Annotated in this window: 20 protein-coding genes; 19 read left to right on the forward strand and 1 reads right to left on the reverse strand. The window is 38.4% G+C overall.

Going from position 1 to position 17,986, the window contains the following annotated elements; genetic code table 11:
* The first annotated feature begins 16 nt into the window (after positions 1-16).
* The 19 genes from IGJ01_RS05190 to IGJ01_RS05280 all read left to right on the forward strand — a co-directional run bounded on the left by IGJ01_RS05190 (position 17) and on the right by IGJ01_RS05280 (position 17,211).
* Complete coding sequence (locus IGJ01_RS05190) at positions 17-1,258, forward strand: hypothetical protein (protein WP_430601502.1); 1,242 nt, start codon at positions 17-19, stop codon at positions 1,256-1,258.
* Positions 1,251-2,012 carry a hypothetical protein gene (locus IGJ01_RS05195; RefSeq protein WP_430601503.1) on the forward strand — a complete coding sequence of 254 codons (762 nt, stop codon included), beginning with the start codon at positions 1,251-1,253 and terminating at the stop codon, positions 2,010-2,012. Before IGJ01_RS05190 ends, IGJ01_RS05195 begins: the two co-directional genes overlap by 8 nt.
* A 59-nt stretch (positions 2,013-2,071) precedes the next feature.
* Complete coding sequence (locus tag IGJ01_RS05200) at positions 2,072-3,481, forward strand: DEAD/DEAH box helicase family protein (RefSeq protein WP_430601504.1); 1,410 nt, start codon at positions 2,072-2,074, stop codon at positions 3,479-3,481.
* Between the two features lie 80 nt (positions 3,482-3,561).
* Positions 3,562-4,023 (forward strand): capsid assembly scaffolding protein Gp46 family protein, encoded by a 462-nt coding sequence (locus IGJ01_RS05205; protein WP_041120521.1) that lies wholly within the window; start codon positions 3,562-3,564, stop codon positions 4,021-4,023.
* 4 nt (positions 4,024-4,027) lie between these two features.
* Positions 4,028-4,921: a phage major capsid protein gene (locus IGJ01_RS05210; protein ID WP_118215267.1), complete on the forward strand. Its 894-nt coding sequence runs from the start codon at positions 4,028-4,030 to the stop codon at positions 4,919-4,921.
* The gene (locus tag IGJ01_RS05215; protein ID WP_118215266.1) at positions 4,921-5,247 is read left to right on the forward strand and encodes a hypothetical protein; all 327 of its coding nucleotides are present in this window, start codon (positions 4,921-4,923) and stop codon (positions 5,245-5,247) included. The genes IGJ01_RS05210 and IGJ01_RS05215 overlap by 1 nt, the downstream gene beginning before the upstream one ends.
* Positions 5,248-5,251: 4 nt before the next feature.
* Positions 5,252-5,695, forward strand: coding sequence for a phage Gp19/Gp15/Gp42 family protein (locus tag IGJ01_RS05220; RefSeq protein ID WP_041120514.1), 444 nt, complete (start codon positions 5,252-5,254; stop codon positions 5,693-5,695).
* Positions 5,637-5,975, forward strand: a complete 339-nt coding sequence (locus IGJ01_RS05225) for a hypothetical protein (protein ID WP_086295615.1) — start codon at positions 5,637-5,639, stop codon at positions 5,973-5,975. The genes IGJ01_RS05220 and IGJ01_RS05225 overlap by 59 nt, the downstream gene beginning before the upstream one ends.
* Positions 5,968-6,204, forward strand: a complete 237-nt coding sequence (locus IGJ01_RS05230; RefSeq protein ID WP_041120510.1) for a hypothetical protein — start codon at positions 5,968-5,970, stop codon at positions 6,202-6,204. Before IGJ01_RS05225 ends, IGJ01_RS05230 begins: the two co-directional genes overlap by 8 nt.
* Positions 6,205-6,540, forward strand: a complete 336-nt coding sequence (locus IGJ01_RS05235; protein WP_430601505.1) for a hypothetical protein — start codon at positions 6,205-6,207, stop codon at positions 6,538-6,540. It begins immediately after the preceding gene.
* 11 nt (positions 6,541-6,551) lie between these two features.
* Positions 6,552-7,133 carry a phage tail protein gene (locus IGJ01_RS05240; RefSeq protein WP_142964712.1) on the forward strand — a complete coding sequence of 194 codons (582 nt, stop codon included), beginning with the start codon at positions 6,552-6,554 and terminating at the stop codon, positions 7,131-7,133.
* Positions 7,130-7,393 (forward strand): hypothetical protein, encoded by a 264-nt coding sequence (locus IGJ01_RS05245; RefSeq protein WP_086295611.1) that lies wholly within the window; start codon positions 7,130-7,132, stop codon positions 7,391-7,393. Before IGJ01_RS05240 ends, IGJ01_RS05245 begins: the two co-directional genes overlap by 4 nt.
* A gap of 11 nt (positions 7,394-7,404) precedes the next feature.
* A complete protein-coding gene (locus IGJ01_RS05250; RefSeq protein WP_118215262.1) occupies positions 7,405-7,788 on the forward strand; it encodes a DUF5361 domain-containing protein in 384 nt (127 codons plus the stop codon).
* Positions 7,788-10,157 (forward strand): phage tail protein, encoded by a 2,370-nt coding sequence (locus IGJ01_RS05255; protein ID WP_430601506.1) that lies wholly within the window; start codon positions 7,788-7,790, stop codon positions 10,155-10,157. Before IGJ01_RS05250 ends, IGJ01_RS05255 begins: the two co-directional genes overlap by 1 nt.
* 3 nt (positions 10,158-10,160) lie before the next feature.
* Complete coding sequence (locus IGJ01_RS05260) at positions 10,161-11,666, forward strand: distal tail protein Dit (protein ID WP_311950308.1); 1,506 nt, start codon at positions 10,161-10,163, stop codon at positions 11,664-11,666.
* Position 11,667: 1 nt separating this feature from the next.
* Positions 11,668-15,438 (forward strand): phage tail protein, encoded by a 3,771-nt coding sequence (locus IGJ01_RS05265; protein WP_430601507.1) that lies wholly within the window; start codon positions 11,668-11,670, stop codon positions 15,436-15,438.
* 13 nt (positions 15,439-15,451) lie between these two features.
* Entirely contained in the window at positions 15,452-15,655 is a 204-nt protein-coding gene (locus IGJ01_RS05270; RefSeq protein WP_366950526.1) for a hypothetical protein, read from the forward strand.
* A gap of 53 nt (positions 15,656-15,708) precedes the next feature.
* Positions 15,709-16,152: a phage holin family protein gene (locus IGJ01_RS05275; RefSeq protein WP_196044737.1), complete on the forward strand. Its 444-nt coding sequence runs from the start codon at positions 15,709-15,711 to the stop codon at positions 16,150-16,152.
* A 39-nt stretch (positions 16,153-16,191) separates the two neighbouring features.
* Positions 16,192-17,211, forward strand: coding sequence for a CHAP domain-containing protein (locus IGJ01_RS05280; RefSeq protein ID WP_196044738.1), 1,020 nt, complete (start codon positions 16,192-16,194; stop codon positions 17,209-17,211).
* A 145-nt stretch (positions 17,212-17,356) separates the two neighbouring features.
* Here IGJ01_RS05280 and IGJ01_RS05285 read toward each other — a convergent pair whose 3' ends face one another.
* Entirely contained in the window at positions 17,357-17,899 is a 543-nt protein-coding gene (locus tag IGJ01_RS05285; RefSeq protein ID WP_366950525.1) for a hypothetical protein, read from the reverse strand.
* Positions 17,900-17,986 lie beyond the last annotated feature (87 nt).

The following is a 17,986-nucleotide window of genomic DNA, read 5'->3' on the forward strand; positions in this document are numbered from 1 at the left end:
TGAAAGGAGTGAAATAATGGAAATTTATGGCATTGAGTACCTAAGAAATAAGCTAGCTACTCATAAAATTCGTGTTGATTTAAGGTATAGACAATACGATATGAAGAAGAATGAATCAAGCTTCGGAATCACAATTCCACCTGAAATAAGAAAAAGATATCGATCAGTTTTAGGATGGTGTGCCAAAGGGGTGGATTCTTTGGCTGATCGTTTAGTTTTTCGTGAATTTGAACATGATGACTTTGAGGTAAACGAAATTTTTGAAGCAAATAATCCGGATGTATTTTTTGATAGCTTGGTTTTGTCATCTTTGATTGCTTCTTGTTCTTTCGTTTATATTTCAAGGGGTGAAGGAGAAATACCTAGATTACAAATAATTGAAGCAAGCAATGCAACGGGGATTATTGATCCAATTACAGGACTTCTAACGGAAGGGTATGCAGTTCTCGAAAGAGATAAAGATGGAAATCCATCTATTGAAGCATATTTTTTGCCTGGTATAACTCATTACTATTATGCTGATGAAAATATACCGGATGAACCTATCGAACATAGTTTTGATTATCCATTATTAGTGCCGGTAATTCATCGGCCAGATGCAGTTCGGCCATTTGGTCGTTCTCGTATTACACGATCAGGTATGTATTACCAGTCATACGCAAAACGTACACTAGAACGTGCAGATATCACCGCAGAATTTTACTCATTTCCGCAAAAATATGTTTTAGGAACAGATCAAGATTCAGAACCATTGGATACTTGGAAGGCAACCATTTCAGCGATGCTCGAATTTACAGTCGGAGAAGGTGGTAATGCTCCAACAGTGGGACAGTTCACGACTTCTAGTATGACTCCATTTACAGAACAATTAAAAACTGCAGCTGCTGGATTCGCTGGTGAAACAGGACTTACATTGGATGACTTGGGATTTGTTTCCGATAATCCCTCATCGGTTGAAGCGATTCGGGCAAGTCATGAAAATTTAAGGCTAGCTGGACGTAAAGCACAACGATCGTTAGGATCTGGAATATTGAACGTAGCATTTATTGCTGCTTGTTTACGTGATGACTACCCGTATTTTAGATATCAGTTTGCAAAAATAATTCCTAAGTGGGAGCCATTATTTGAAGCTGATGCCAATTCATTAACATTAATTGGAGATGGTGCGATTAAATTGAATCAAGCGATTCCAGGATATATCAATAGTGAAACAATCAGAGATTTAACTGGAATAAAAGGTGGCGATAGTAATGGATAACGACATTGTTCCCGCATTACTTGAAAAAATTAAAAATGAATTTAGTGAGCAGACAATCAATAGTCAGAAGTTGAAGTCTGCTTTTTCTTTGCTCAAAAATCGTAAGGCCACATACAAAAATGTAAATGAGTTTGCTATTGAAATTGGAGAAATATTAGCAAATGTATTAGGCAGCAATATCAGCATTGACATTCTTCCTGACGGGAAAATGTATTTTAATATTGCTGATCGGTTGCTTAATGAAACGCTGAAAAATAATTACGATTTGATTTCAAATTTTGCTGTTGATGTTCAAGAGCAGTTAAACAAAGAAGCTGCAATTAAAATTAAAGGACAGAAACCTGACTTCAACCAAGACAGGGTGAATGGCCTTGTAAACAAGATATCAGCAGCAGAAGATTTCGATACTGTTAAGTGGGTATTAGGAGAACCGATCGTAAATTTTAGTCAAAGTGTTGTTGATGATGTTATTAAAGCAAATGTAGATTTTCATGCGAAATCTGGGTTAAGGCCAAGAGTTAACAGAACCTTAGTAGGACATGCTTGTGATTGGTGTAAAAGTTTAGCTGGCTCATTTGATTATTATGATTTACCAGATGATATTTATCGAAGGCATGAAAGGTGTAAATGTATAGTTGAATATAAACCGGGTGATGGTCGAAAACAAAATGTATGGTCAAAAGCTTGGACTGATCCACAAAAGGAACAGAAAATTCAAGCTAGAAAAAATATAAATTTGAGAAAGGATGCGTGATCCAATATCTCCCAGCGACAGGGTTATCATGCATGATCGAGATTGAAAGGGGATAGTTTATGACTACTAAAGTGAAATTTGGTAATCAACATCCTACTCAATCGGTAATTATTCCATATGATAGATCTGTATCTCAAAGAGCGATTGAAAGATATCAAAGAACTGGTCGCAATTGTTATGATTGGCAAATTAGTATGCTTGAACCTATCTTGGCTATTGATGAAGATAATTTATGGGTTCATCAAAAGTTTGGTTTCTCAATTCCGCGAAGAAACGGTAAAACCGAGGTTATTTACATTATTGAGTTAGATGCTTTAGAAGAAGGATTAAGTATTTTGCATACGGCTCACAGAATCAGTACGTCTCACGCTTCATATGAACAAGTAAAAAAATTACTTGAAGACACGGGATATATTGAGGGCGAAGACTTCAATTCAATCAAAGCTAAAGGTCAAGAACGATTGGAGCTATACTCAACTGGCGGCGTGATTCAATTCCGAACAAGAACATCTAGTGGTGGACTTGGGGAAGGATTTGACTTGCTTGTGATCGATGAAGCTCAAGAATACACTACTGAGCAAGAATCAGCATTGAAGTATACCGTGACAGACAGTCAAAACCCTATGACGATTATGTGTGGTACGCCACCAACTCCTGTATCTAGTGGTACCGTTTTTACAGGTTATCGAGATACTACGCTATTCGGTAAATCGAAATATTCTGGATGGGCCGAATGGTCAGTTGAGGATATGAAAGATATCCATGATGTCGAGGCTTGGTATAATTCCAATCCTTCATTGGGATATCATTTGACGGAACGAAAGATTGAAGCGGAACTTGGTGATGACAAACTTGATCACAACGTACAGCGTTTAGGATACTGGCCTAAGTACAATCAAAAATCTGCTATTTCTGCTAGGGATTGGACAAGGTTGAAAGTAGTAGCTCTGCCTGTATTGAAAGGACCGTTGTATGTTGGTATCAAGTATGGGAGTGATGGACAGAATGTTGCAATGAGTATTGCAGTTAAAACTTTATCCGAAAAAATATTCGTTGAAGCAATTGATTGTGTGTCTGTAAGAAATGGCAATCAATGGATAATTAATTTCTTGAAAAAAGCTAACGTAAATGCAGTGGTCATTGACGGTGCTGGAGGTCAAAATATCCTAACTAAAGAAATGGAAGAGTTTAAAATTAAAGCGCCAATCCTTCCAAAAGTATCAGAAATCATTACTGCCAATTCATTATGGGAACAAGGGATATTTCAACAAACAATTTGTCACAAAGATCAGCCATCTCTAAGTTCAGTAGTTACGAACAGTGAGAAGCGCAATATCGGTAGCAACGGTGGATTTGGTTATAAATCGCAATTTGAAGATAGAGATATCTGTTTAATGGACAGTGCATTATTAGCACATTGGGCTTGTAGTATTAAAAAGCCCAAGAAAAAACAACAAAAAAGGTATTAGACGACTATTTAGCGGTAGTCGTTTTTTAATACGCAAAATTACCGAACTGCCGGGCAAGCAGGAGAAAGGAAGTTTGTATTATGACATTCAAAGCAATTGAAACACAAGAGGAACTGGACCGTATTATCCAGGAGAGATTGAGTCGTGAAAAAGGGAAGTTCGCTGATTACGATGAAATCAAAACACGTAATGCTGCATTAGAAGCAGAACTAGATGATTTGAAATCAACAATCGAAGAATCAAGCAATGCCGCTAAGACTCATGAGCAAACAATAGCTGATCTAAATAAACAAATCGCTGAGAAAGAAACAGTGAATTTGCGCACTAGAATTGCGTTGCAAAACGGATTGCCAATTGATTTAGCAGATCGCTTGGTTGGAGATGATGAAGAAAGTATCAAAGCTGATGCAGAACGGTTAGCGAGTTTTGTAAGTAAGAAACAAACGCCGCCACCTTTGAAAAATACTGAAAATAATTTAGGTGAAGGAAAAGATGGCGCTTATAAAAATCTAATTGAAAATCTTAATTTAGAAGGAGAGTAATATTATGCCAACATTATCAAAAGGAAGTTTATTTGATCCAGAATTAGTTACAGACCTTATTAACAAAGTGAAAGGAAAAAGTTCTTTAGTAGCTTTATCTCAACAAAAGCCGATTCCATTTAATGGGCAAAAAGAATTCACTTTCACTATGGATTCCGAAATCGATATCGTTGCTGAAAACGGTAAAAAATCACATGGAGGAGTTTCTATTGCGCCGTTGACTATCGTGCCAATCAAGGTCGAATATGGCGCTCGTATTTCTGATGAATTCTTGTATGCGTCAGATGAAGAAAAAATTGATATCGTAAAAGCATTCAATGAAGGTTACGCTCGCAAACTTGCTCGTGGTTTAGATTTAATGGCATTCCATGGAATCAATCCACGTACTGGTACAGCGTCAGCAATTATCGGAACGAATCACTTTGACGGGAAAGTAACGCAAACAGTTGACTTTAATGAAGCAGATCCAGATGTAAACATTGAAACGGCTGCTTCAATGGTACAAGGTGCGGAAGGTGTAATTTCGGGTATGGCGATGGATCCGCAGTTTTCAGCGGCCTTAGCATCTTACAAAGTAAATGGTGTCAAACAATTTCCAGAATTAGCATGGGGAGCAAATCCGGGAACTGTTCGTGGAATCCCAACTGATATCAATCGCACAGTATCTAACGGCGGGAATGACTTGGTTATAATTGGTGACTTTGCTTCCATGTTCAAATGGGGATATGCAAAAGAAATCCCATTGGAAGTAATCAAGTATGGTGATCCTGATAATAGCGGACAAGATTTGAAAGGTTACAACCAAGTTTATTTGCGTTCAGAAACATACCTTGGATGGGGAATCATGGACGGAAGTAGCTTTGCACGTGTGATCAAACCTGCAGGAGGTGGACAGTAATGGAATATAAAAACACAAAAACAGGGGTTACTTTTAGTAGCCCTTGTGTTGTTTCTGGTGGCGATTGGGTATTAGTTGCAGATGAGCCAAAAACTGATGAAGAACCAAAAGCGATTAATGAAAAACAAACTGAAAATACTGCTAATGATGCTGAAAAATCAGCTGCTACTCCAGAACAACAGGCCGATGAACAAGATGAACAAGTGGCTGGATTAGAAGGCATTACTAAAAAGCAGATCATGCAGGAGTTAGATGCATTTGGTATCAAGTATAATCCTAGCTCTAAAAAGAAAGAGTTGTATGATTTGATGATGCAAGGGAAGTGATTTCGTGGCAGCCTTTGCAACTATTGATGATTTGTCAAACCTATGGCGTGCCCTTAAGCCAGAAGAAATCACGCGAGCTACTGAATTGCTTAATATTGTTTCTGATTCTTTGCGAATGGAAGCCGATAAGGTGGGAAAAGATTTAGATAACATGATAAGCATGAAGCCTGATTACTTTTTGAATGTTGTCAAATCGGTAACTGTTGATGTTGTAGCTAGAACACTAATGACATCAACTGATCAGGAGCCAATGACCCAATATGCAGAAGGAGCATTGGGTTATTCCGTTTCTGGATCGTACCTTGTGCCAGGAGGCGGATTATTTATTAAAAACAGCGAATTGAGCCGTCTTGGTTTAAGACGGCAACGGATGGGAGTGATTGAACCTTATGGCACTTTTGAAAGGAATAACAATTCAATTGGTGGGTTTGACCAAAACGGGAACTGATCCATTCGGGAACCCAATCTACGAAGAAGCAGATATTGATGTTGAAAATGTCTTAGTCACTCCTACTTCTACTGATGATATTGTCAACCAACTTACTTTAACTGGAAAAAAAGCTGTATATACGTTAGCAATCCCGAAAGGAGATACTAATGATTGGGAAGACAAGGAAGTAAAATTCTTTGGCAAACGCTGGCGTACATTTGGTTTTCCTACAGAGGGTATCGAAGACTTAATCCCACTTGATTGGAATAAGAAAGTGATGGTGGAACGTTATGGCTAAGATGAAATTCAAGTTAAACAGGAGTGGAGTAGCAGCTCTAATGAAGTCTAATCAGATGCAAGGTGTATTAGAAGAGAAAGCAACTGGTGTGAGAAATAGAGCTGGCGAAGGTTACAAACAAGATATTTATGTAGGTAAAACGAGAGCAAATGCAATGGTATATGCGGATACATACCAAGCAAAAAAAGACAATATGAAAAATAATACCCTTTTAAAGGCGGTGCGATAAATGATTGAAATTGTGATTAAGAATTTTCTTGATAGTCATTTATCTGTAACGTCTTTTTTAGAAAAACAAGGGAAAATGCCAGAAAGCTATGTTCTTTTCGAAAAGACTGGTAGCGGTGCAAACAATCATATTTCGTCTTCAACATATGCTTTTCAAAGCTATGCACCTACATTGTATGAAGCCGCATTGTTAAATGCTGAGTTGAAAGAAGTTTTAAAAGATCTGATCAAACTGGATGAGATCAGCAGGATTAATCTGAATAGTGATTATAACTACACGGACACAACAACAAAAGAGTACAGATATCAAGCAGTATTTGATATCACTCATTACTAGGAGGTAATAACATGTCAGATGCAAAAAATGTATCAACTGCTAAACCAAAAGTGGGAGGGGCCATTTATTCGGCTCCATTGGGAACTACATTGCCCGAAAATGCAACAACTGAATTAAATGCTGCATTCAAAAGCTTGGGGTATATTTCAGAGGATGGTATGACAAACTCAAACACACCTTCTTCTGAAAATATTAAAGCATGGGGTGGGGATACTGTTGCAAGTCCTCAAACAGAGAAAGAAGATACCTTTTCTTACACTTTGATTGAAGCATTAAATACTGATGTTTTGAAGGAAGTATATGGATCTACAAATGTAACAGGCACAATTGATACTGGAATTAAAATTAAAGCGAATGCAAAAGAACTTGAAGAACACGTCTTAGTTGCAGACATGATTCTAAAAGGCGGAATTCTTAAAAGAATTGTTATCCCAAACGGAAAAGTAACGGAAATCGGAGAAATTAGTTACACTGATGCTGATGCAGTAGGTTATGAAACAACTATTACTGCTATTCCGTCTGATGATGAAGGAAATACTCACTTCGAATACATTCAGAAACCAGCAGCTAGCACAGGAGGTTCAGGACAATGATTAAAGGGGAAACAAATTCAGGATTCAAGTATTCTATCGAAGAAAAACGATTAGATAATTATGAACTCTTAGAAGTTATTGGTGAAATAGATGAAAATCCTGTGGTTGCGCCGAAAGCTTTAAATCTTCTTTTAGGAAAAGAACAGGCAGCAGCTTTGAAAGAACACGTTCGAGATGAAGATGGAATTGTTCCTGCTGCTAAAATGGTTGAAGAACTTGGAAATATTTTTCAAAATCAAGATCAAACAAAAAACTCCTAATCCTCGCCGGAATGATTAATATCGATGAGAGTTCATTGATATGCGATCTAGCCGAAACCTATAAAATATATGACTACAAACAGCTGCCAGCTTCTAAGGTAGCTGTTTTTTCATGTGGGCTTAGAGATGAATCTAGAATAAAGCAAAAGCTTAGTGGGCAAAAAATTCCGCTGAATACTCTTTTATTAGCGGGAATAAACGATAACTTAAGGCTTTTGGTTTGGGCAAAAACAAAAGATGGCCAAAAAGGAAAAAACCAGCCTGAATCGATTCTTTCTAAATTAGTCGGAAATAACATGAACGAAAGAGAGGAAGTTGTATTTGATTCTGGTGAGGATTTTACTCGTATGAGAAAACAACTGATTGGAGATTCAACGAATGGGGGTGAAGAATAATGGCAACAGAATTAGGACAAGCTTTTGTACAAATCATGCCCTCTGCCAAGGGAATTAGTGGATCCATAACAAAACAATTGTCTGGTGAAGCTGATGCAGCAGGAACAAGTGCTGGAAATTTAATTGGCGGTAAGCTAGTTACGGCGATTGGTGGAATTATTGCAGCGGCTAAAATTGGTGAACTTATAACTAAAGGTATTTCTGCTTCTTTGTCAGAGGGTGCCGCATTGCAACAGTCATTAGGAGGGATTGAGACTCTTTTCAAGGGCAGTGCTGATAAGGTAAAGCAGTACGCCAATGAAGCATATAAAACGGCTGGATTATCGGCGAACGATTATATGGAGAATGTTACTAGTTTCAGTGCAAGTTTGTTGCAATCTATGGGCGGAGATACTGAAAAGGCTGCCGATAAAGCGAACATGGCAATGGTTGATATGTCCGACAATGCTAATAAAATGGGCACAAATATGGGTGATATTCAAAATGCCTATCAGGGATTTGCGAAACAAAACTATACTATGCTTGACAACTTAAAACTTGGTTACGGCGGAACTAAAACAGAAATGGAAAGACTTTTAGCAGATGCTACAAAATTAACCGGTGTTAAATATGATATTAACAATTTGAGTGATGTGTACACTGCGATTCATGCTGTTCAAGAAGAATTAGGAATTACTGGAACTACAGCTAAAGAAGCTGCAGAAACATTCAGCGGGTCTTTTACTTCAATGAAATCAGCGTTTTCTAATGTGCTTGGAAATCTTTCATTGGGACGTGATATAGTTCCTTCTCTTCAAGCATTAGCACAAACCACTTCAACGTTTTTATTCGACAACTTCATTCCAATGGTCGGTAATATATTGAAAGGTTTGCCGGTAGTGTTTTCTACACTATTTCAAGAAGCTGGTCCAAGGTTTCTCGAAGGTGGAGAAGCATTGTTGTCACAGTTAGGAATTGGGATCGATGGAGGTTTATCAACGTTGTTAGGAAACGTTCGAAGCGCAATCGATCCAATAATTCAAGCATTTAAAACAGCCTTTGGTCAACTTCCACAGCTATTTCAAACAGTGGTATCTACACTTACGCCAATAATTAACACAATTGCTACTGCCTTTACTAAGCTTGATTTTAGTGGGCTTCAAGCAGTAATCTCTGCAATCATTCCTGCTATAACGAATGCTTTCAGCACAATGATGACAATTGTTAGTCCTGCTATTGATATGGTCGTCAATTCTTTTGTAAAAATGTGGAATGCAGCTCAGCCTATCGTCACTGTGTTGGCTAGTGCGCTGATGCCTGTTTTACAAGTTGTAGGTGCATTTTTAGGAGGAGTTTTCAAAGGGATTTTAATGGGTGTTTCTGCGACATTCGACATGATCACAAGTGCAATCGGATTTTTAACGCCAGTTATTACGTGGCTAGTTGAAGCGTTCAAAGCCTGTGTACCGGCATTAACAACTGTTGCTGAGTGGGTCGGAACTGTTATTGGGTACTTTACAAATTTAGGCAGTGCAGGAGGATCGTTAAGTGGCATACTAAGCAACGCTTGGAGCAATATTAAAACTGCGGTATCAACAGCAGGGAGTTTAATATCAGGCGCAATTAGTGGCATTCGTGTCGTATTTAGTAGCTTAGGAAGCGCTGGTAGTGCTTTAAGTGGTGTTATGTCTAGTATATGGAGCGCAATTCGATCAGTCATTTCAGCTGCAGGAAATATTATCAAATCCGTCATAACAACTGTTGGTAGCGGATTTAGTGCAATGGGAAGTATTTTTTCAAGTGTCGGATCTCAAGTAACAGGTATTATCAATAATGTAAAAAATGTTATTAGTGGTCTTGCTAATATTGATATCAGTGGTGCTGGTGCAGCTATAATGAATGGATTTTTAGGAGGATTGCAATCAGCTTGGGAAGGTGTAAAAAATTTTGTTGGAGGAATCGCAGATTGGATCAAAGAACACAAAGGACCGATTTCTTATGACCGAAAATTATTAGTACCAGCTGGTAAAGCAATAATGGGAGGATTTAACGAGACTTTAAAAGATAAGTTTAAAGATGTACAGGCAACAGTAAAAGGTATGGCTGCAGGTATTTCTAGTAGTTTTATTGCTGATGAAATAGATGCATTTTCTAATAAAACACTTCAAATGGATGTATCTAAAACTATATCTGATGGAAACTATACCGCTAAAAGAGTCATTGCTGATGGCGCACTCGCTCAAAAGAAAAATGAACCTATGTATATCACTATAGAGGGGACAGTGTTATTAGATGGTCAAAAGACTGGAACTATCTTAGCACCAATGGTAAAAATTGAAAATGATCGTATAGAAATTATGGAAAACAAAGTTTATAGAAATAGGGGGTAAGTTATGAAAATACCGGTGTTCTTTGGTGAGGTTGACTTATCTTCTTTTATAGACGAGATTACCTCATTAGACAGAGGGATTGGACCTTCAACCACAATTGAATCAAAATCTTTTGGTGAGGCTGGTAACGCTTTTGTTTCCAGTACAAATGAGGAAGCCTTAATCAAGATGTCCTTTTTTATAAAAAGTAATGTGATAGAGAAGAGAAGAGGATTAGCGGGTGTTTTGAATACTAAAGTACCTCGGAAATTAGTATTTGGAGATGAACCGAATCTCTTTTATTATGCTATACCTCAAGGTGATAAAAGTTTTGATGATAAAAAAACTTATGGAACAGGAACTATAACTTTCCAAATTACTGATGGAGTTGCTCATAATAATTCACTGGATAGTGTAGTCGCGAAAGTTGATTCCAATGGAATTCTTGCGATGGATATTGATTATAAAGGAACAGAGAAAACCCCGCTAACACTTACGATCCATAATAATGCCGAAACTGGATTTTTAGGTGCTATTGGCATGCATGGTGATGAAAATACCTTTCTAACACAACTTGGTTATGTTGATGAAGCAGATGGCGAGATTCGAGAAAAAGCACAAATTATTATCGGAAAAGATGGCGGCGTATTTAGCAATTGGACGGATGCGACGACATTCTATGAGAACCAAGAGAAGGCAATTGTTGCCAAGATGCCTGTAACGACTGCGTATGGTGGATGGATGGGTGGTATCCCAGCGGATGCCAAGAAATCAGGTACAAAAAAATGGTTTGGAACAGCCAAGGAACTGATTCTTCCGAATCCGATTGAAAGTGCGTACTTGTGGGGAAGGGCATGGTTTGAAACAGGAAAAATGGGGCAAACTGGTCAATGGACATTAGCCTATGTTGACGAGAATAATATCTTTGTGGCAGGCATGGCAATTTCCAAAGGAGACAAGAACGGAAATAGTGCTACTGTGTATTTTCTGATTAATGAAGGAGCTGGCACAAAGATTTATAAAAGTATCCCACTGACTCCATCTTATTGGTTGCCTCCAAACCCGTATGGATCGCAAGCAAGAAATGACAATCGAAATATGTTTGATCTGAGAAAAGAAGGCGAAAAGATCACGTTTTTCTGGAATGGCGGCTATCATTCTGTCAATGTTCCCTTCTTAAAAGGAAAAAAAGTGAAAAGAGTCCAGTTCTATACTGGTCAATATGCAGATCGTACACCGCAACAAGCTGTACCTAATATGGGACTTAGGGATGTGTTGGTTGCAGATTTGAAATCACAATATTGGGAAAATTTACCTAATCGATTCTCAGCTGGATCGGATGTGATTATCACCAAAGAAAACGGCATGAACATGATCTATCGAGACGGAATCCCAACACTTGAAGATTTAATCACTGGTAGTAATTTTCCGTATCTTGTACCTGGTAATAATCATATTGAATTCCCATATTCTCCATTTACTACCGTTCCACCAACAATAACCGGGACGTATGAAAAGAGGTTTGTATAGAATGGAACGTCCATTAATTGCAATCTTAGATAATAAAGACCAATTGCTATGTGTGACTGATGAATATGAAGGTGGGAATTTACATACCTATTTGTTAGGTACTGCTGCATTCTTTCGCTGTTCCATCTTACAAAAATCTGCTATGGCACCTTTTTTTAAAGTTGGAAACAAGATCTCCTTTATTTATAAAAACACTGCCTATCATTTTGATATTACGGATATGGTTAAAAATGAGAAGTATGTTACCGTACAAGCTGACAGCCTGACTTTGGAATTGCGAAATGAAGATGCTTCTGAATATAAAGCCACAAAAGCGATGACCTTTGAGGAATACCTCAAGGTCTTTTTATTTGTTGGTGACAACCCATTGGTTATGGGGATCAATGAAGTATCGGACAAAAAACTGCAGTTAGAATGGGAAGGCAGCGAAGATGATCTTCTTGCTCGTTTATTTAGTTTGGCAACAAGGTTTAACGCAGAGATTGAGTTTATTACGCAATTGAATCAGCACTGGGGCCTATCTCAAATTGTTTTGAATGTGTACAAAGCGAATGATGATAAAAACCAAGGCGTAGGAAATAATCGACAGGATATTCTTCTTGAGTGGGGGAACAATGTTGAAACAATCGAAGTGAAGGATAACATTGATAACCTAAAAACTGCCATTAAGCCGATAGGAACAGATGGTTTAACAATAGCGGGGATTGAAATCGATGAACGAGATACAGAAGGTAATCAACTTTTTTATAGTCCTAAAGCTTCTCCGATAATTTATGCTGTTCAAGCAAGAAATATTTTTATGGCAAAAATGAATGGTGAAGGGTATATCAAAAAGAATTGGTCCTATGAAACCAACAACCAAAACACCTTAGCAGGCCAAGCATTAGCACAGTTGAAAAAACTATCACAGGTGGAAGTTACAGTAACAATAAAGTCGTATGAATATCTTGGAATCGGCGATACAGTTAGGGCTTTGAATACAGAGTATCAGCCGGCGTTGAATTTATCTGTTCGAGTTAGTGAACAAGATATTTATTTTGATGAGCCGAATAGAAATCAAACAAAATTTACTAATGCTCAGATTCTACAATCAGAAGTGGATACTACTTTACTTGCTCGTGTTCAAGCATTGATAGAAGCAAATAAAGTCTTTACGTATGAAATCATCACTAGTGATGGGGTTACTTTTAAGAATGGATTCGGCAGTACCACATTAACTGCTCGTGTTAGAGATGGTATCAAGGATGTAACAGATACCTTTAGTCTGAAGTGGTATAAAGATGGCACTTTGTTTTCAAATACCAAGACAGTGACGATCAATGCTGCAGATATCGAAGAAAAGGCAGTCTTTCGTTTTGAAGTAGCAGACGATTCGGGGAATGTACGTGGTGGCGCTGAGGTGACAGTTACCAATATCGATGATGGTAAGAAAGGAGAACCAGGCGAAACATACTACCCACATCGTGGATATTTGATGGCAGACGGTACCTTTACCAAGGTTTATCCGAATGAGAATTTAATTGATGCTAGAACAACTAATTTAAACAGTAATGATGCCGGTCGTTATCCAATGACAAATACCAGAATTACTGAGGACGGCTACGCATTTATACGCACTCGACGGGCTGGTTTGCCTGCAATGCCAACCACATTTAGTGTTTTTACATCGTTATCAGTATCTGGTATTGCAGCCAAGTTAGCGGGGAAAAAGGTAGCAATTAGTTGCTATGTACGCGCTAGCTCTCAAGTCACAATGGCTTTAATGGCGAGATACATTGCTTCTGGTGTGAGTGGGAATTTTGAAGGTGATGGCAGAAACGATGTGATCACAACTGATTGGCAACAGTTAAAATTGACTATTGATAACTTTCCATCTGGAGCCTCCGTTGTAAGGTTTAATCCGATGTTTGTGCGAGATTCTGTACCGGATTTATCTACATTTTATTTGGATGTTCGTGATTACAAACTTGAATTATTAGAGGAAGATCAAAATGATGGGACTATCTTCACAACACCGCCTTCAGTAGACTACGAAAATGCCTATCCAAAATACGAAGGATTCTATTCAGATACGAATGTAGAAGGCTCAGACAATCCTGATGATTACAAACCATGGACACCATTCATGGGACCACAAGGGGGACAAGGCCCCAAAGGAGATTCAGCCCCACTCATTTATTTATCAGGTGCAACACAAGCGATCACAGTTGATAAAGATGGAAAGATCACTCCAGCTTCTAGTTTTGCGGTGAACGGAACTGCAGTGAACACCACTATATCAAATTGGACGTATAGTCTAAACGGTGGCAATTTTGGTTCAGCTGTTCCGACAGGAGTCACACGATCAGGTAATACGGTTACAATTAATCCAGTTACTGCGACATTTGATCAACTAACCATCAAGGCGGCAGATGCGACTGTGAGCGATGTGTTCACCATTTCTAGAATCAAAGACGGTGGAGAAGGGCCTCCTGGCTCTGATGCTTATACTGTGTTCCTTACGAACGAATCCTACACCTTTGCCGGATCAACAACTGCAGCATTAGCTGGATCAACAACAACAGAAGTGATCGTATATAAAGGCATCAATAAAATTACACCTACTAGCATTACTGTAGGGACTAAGCCGACAGGACTGTCCTCTAGTGTGAGTGGATCAATAATCACATTAACAGCTACAACTGCATTAGTATCAAAAAGCGGTACTGTGCCGATCACAATCACAGCAGATGGCAAAACATTCACGAAGCAGTTTTCTTACGCTCTATCTTTACAAGGGGCAACAGGGAATACCGGCAAAGGGGTTGCTGCCGAAGAAATAAGCTATTCCATTTCTCAAGATGGAGTAAATCCACCGACATCTGGATGGTCAGGGACTAGACCCACACCTAAAGCGGGCTGGTACATGTGGACAAGAACAAGGTTCAAATATACGGATAATACCTACAGTGCTTATTTCTATCTTGTCGCTCAACAAGGAAAAGATGCGATCGTTATCTCTGATACAGCACCTGCCAATCCAACAAAAGGAACTTTATGGCAAGATAGCAGCGTTGTTCCTCAGATCATTAAAGTGTTTGACGGAACTGTTTGGAGTATGTGGGGGATGCCTATTGATAACTTACTTGCTACCAACATTATTTCTGAGAATGGGGTGTTCAAAAGGTTAGAAGGAGCAGAGATTGTAAATACATTTTCCTATACAGATTCTGGTGTAACTTATACTGGAACTACTACTATGAAAGATGGGAATGTGACTATTGCACGAACCGGTTCGGACGGGTCAACATGGACGACTACAATGGATCGTGTCCAAGGATTTGTTGATACCTACAAAGTTAGTTCTTCTGCACCAGCTAGAACAACACAGTTAGGACAAGGGAAGTTATACATGGTTGAAAGTGGAGTCGGTGGTTACTTGCCAGCGGCCGCTTTAAATCCGGCACCTTGGGTAAATATTCCATTAGCAAGTGGATTTGTCACAATAGAAGGGGCCACTCCTCAATATCGGAGAATTAGACTTATAGATGGTAGTTATGAAGTCCAGTTGAGAGGTCGTGTGGGACCGTCCAGTGGGAATTTCGATTTAACCGGTCGAAGAATAGGATCAATTCCTTATCCTGCCTCAATGCTTGAATTGTTTTTGTGCGGGGCAAATTCTGGTAGATCTGGCCGTATGCAGGTAGAACTAAATGGAGACTTAATGGTAGCTTCCGCAGACAGTGGTGTGACTTATATCTCACTATCAGGGATTAGATTTGTTAGTCTATAGGGGAGGTGAAACGATGAATATTGCAAGTATTACATTTAATTATGACGCGCAAAAACAAGTAAAGGGATACACTATTTATGTCGACGGAAAGGTAGGAGATGTACAGTCTTTTTCTGGCCAAGTGAATATTGGGAAAGATGAATTGGATCTATCTTTCATTCTGAATCTAGTTCAGGAAAAAATCGGAGAAACATTTACGAAAGAGCAGCCAGAATAGGTTGCTCTTTTTATGTTGCTTAATGTCAAAAATAGAAAAGGAAAGTGAGATTTATGGATATGAAAATGTTGCTATGGGCACAGGAAATGATGAAAGATGAGTATGGAAAAATTGTGATTTGGCTGGTATTTATTTTGGTTTTGATGGCGATTGATGTATTAACTGGTTTTATCCAAGCTTATACCAATCACGACTTGAAATCAGGGAAGATGAGTACTGGTTTGTTGAAGAAATTCGCCTTGCTCTTAGTTATGGTAGCGATCGTTCCTTTAACAGTGGTGTTGCCGGATATTGTTTCAGTCACCGTCATTATTAGTGTTTACACCTTAGAAATGGTAAATGAATTGATCAGTATCTTGGAAAATTTAAACAAGCTGGGTGTTGGAACGAATATCTTTGACCCTATTATGAAAAGATTAAAAGTAAACAACGAATCTCCGACCGAAGAAAAACCAGATTATGGCGATGGACAAGAGTTCACAGAAAAGAAAGAGTAGCCTAGCGGCTGCTCTTTTTTATAAGAAAGGATGATATAAATGACTGTATCAGCAAATACGGTTTTAACCGAAGCAAGAAAATACCTCGGTACTGTAATGGGAACTATTTCCCATAAAAATATCGTTGATAAGTACAATGCAACAAAGCCGCTTCCAGTCGGCTATCAAGTGAAATACACCGATGACTGGTGTGATACGTTTGTCAGCTTTATCGGAATTAAAACTGCCGCAACTGATTTAATTGGGCGTGAATGCGGCGTACAGCGTCATATTGACATCTTTAAATCTAAAGGGATTTGGATTGAAGATGGAAGAATCACACCTAAAGCAGGAGATATTGTCTGCTTTAACTGGGATGATTCCACACAACCCAACGATGGCTGGGCGGATCATATTGGATTTGTTGAATCTGTTTCGAATGGCGTGATCACCACTATTGAAGGCAATTATGGTCGCCAAGTAAAACGACGTACGATGCCTGTAGGATGGGGCTATATCCGAGGGTATGCTCGTCCAGCTTATGGTACTTCGACATCAGCAGGTGGCACAGCAGGGCAAAAAACGATTGAAACAATCGCAAAAGAAGTGATCAATGGCGCTTGGGGGAATGGTGACGACCGCAAAAAGAAACTAGCGACTGCCGGTTACTCCTATGATGCAGTACAAGCGAAAGTCACTGAGTTGTTAAAAGGATCTTCGAGCAATCAAACCTCAACCAACCCATTTGCCAGTATTGTGATCGATTCTAATTGGGATGGCGAGTTGAATGGTTATCTGCAGCGATACTATGGCACAACCGTTGATAAAGTAATCTCTGGCCAAATCAAAGGTGATTGGAATGCGGGAATGACCGGTATTCAGTTTGGAACCGGAGGTAGTGATTTAGTCGCAGCAATTCAAAAAGATTTAGGACTGAAGGTCGATCGCAATATGGGTCCGGGAACCATTGGTTCTATGCAAGCTAAAGCTGGCACAGCTGTTGATCAAAAGATTACACGACCATCAGCACTTGCTAAACAGATTAAGACGAACTTAAACACTAAAGGAAAACCGTGGTAAACAAATAGCCCGCTTCTGCGGGCTTGTACATAAGATTTTTAGGGAGGTATTTTATATGTTCAAATTTGGAAAACAGATATTAAGATATATTTTTTTGATAGTTCTATATCTTATTATATTTTGGATTGGGCTTTATCTAATTAATTCATTGCAATGATAAGCGATGATCATCGGCAGTATTTTTTATTTTGTTTTTTAAATCTTCAAAATTATCCTTACTTTTTATTTGATAATATTCTGATACTAATACATTGTACTCGGAATCCGAAATAACGGGTTTTATAATTTCTATATTATTTCTTTCTTTTGTTATCCATTCATATTGAGATTTTAAAGGGTTATTGTAAATAATAAAGCCTAAACCAATTGATAAATAAAAAAAGAGACCAAAGTAAACCCAGAAATCTTTATCCTTATTTTTTATAAGTTTCAATATAAAAGTTGATACCACACCAACTATTACAGAACCGAATGCGGGTCCATACCGTATAAAGAAAGGTAATTCGGTAACTCTTACAGCATATGTATATGGGTAATTTGTGAAGTGATTTTTTATAGAGGCTACAATCGAATCTAATCCGCCTTCCATATTAGTAGCGTTATATATGTAGGTGCCGATCCACGATACAATAATCCCACCAAAGAGTCCTGTTAAACTGACAAACCATTTTTTACTTTTTTCATTCATAATAACACTCCTTTAATTTTGGTAATGTGATACTGATAATAAGAGTATAATATTTTACATATACGAACAGAAAGAGAACGTTAGTCA

This window comes from Enterococcus sp. AZ089 (genome assembly GCF_050547225.1).
GTDB lineage: Bacteria > Bacillota > Bacilli > Lactobacillales > Enterococcaceae > Enterococcus_D > Enterococcus_D entomosocium.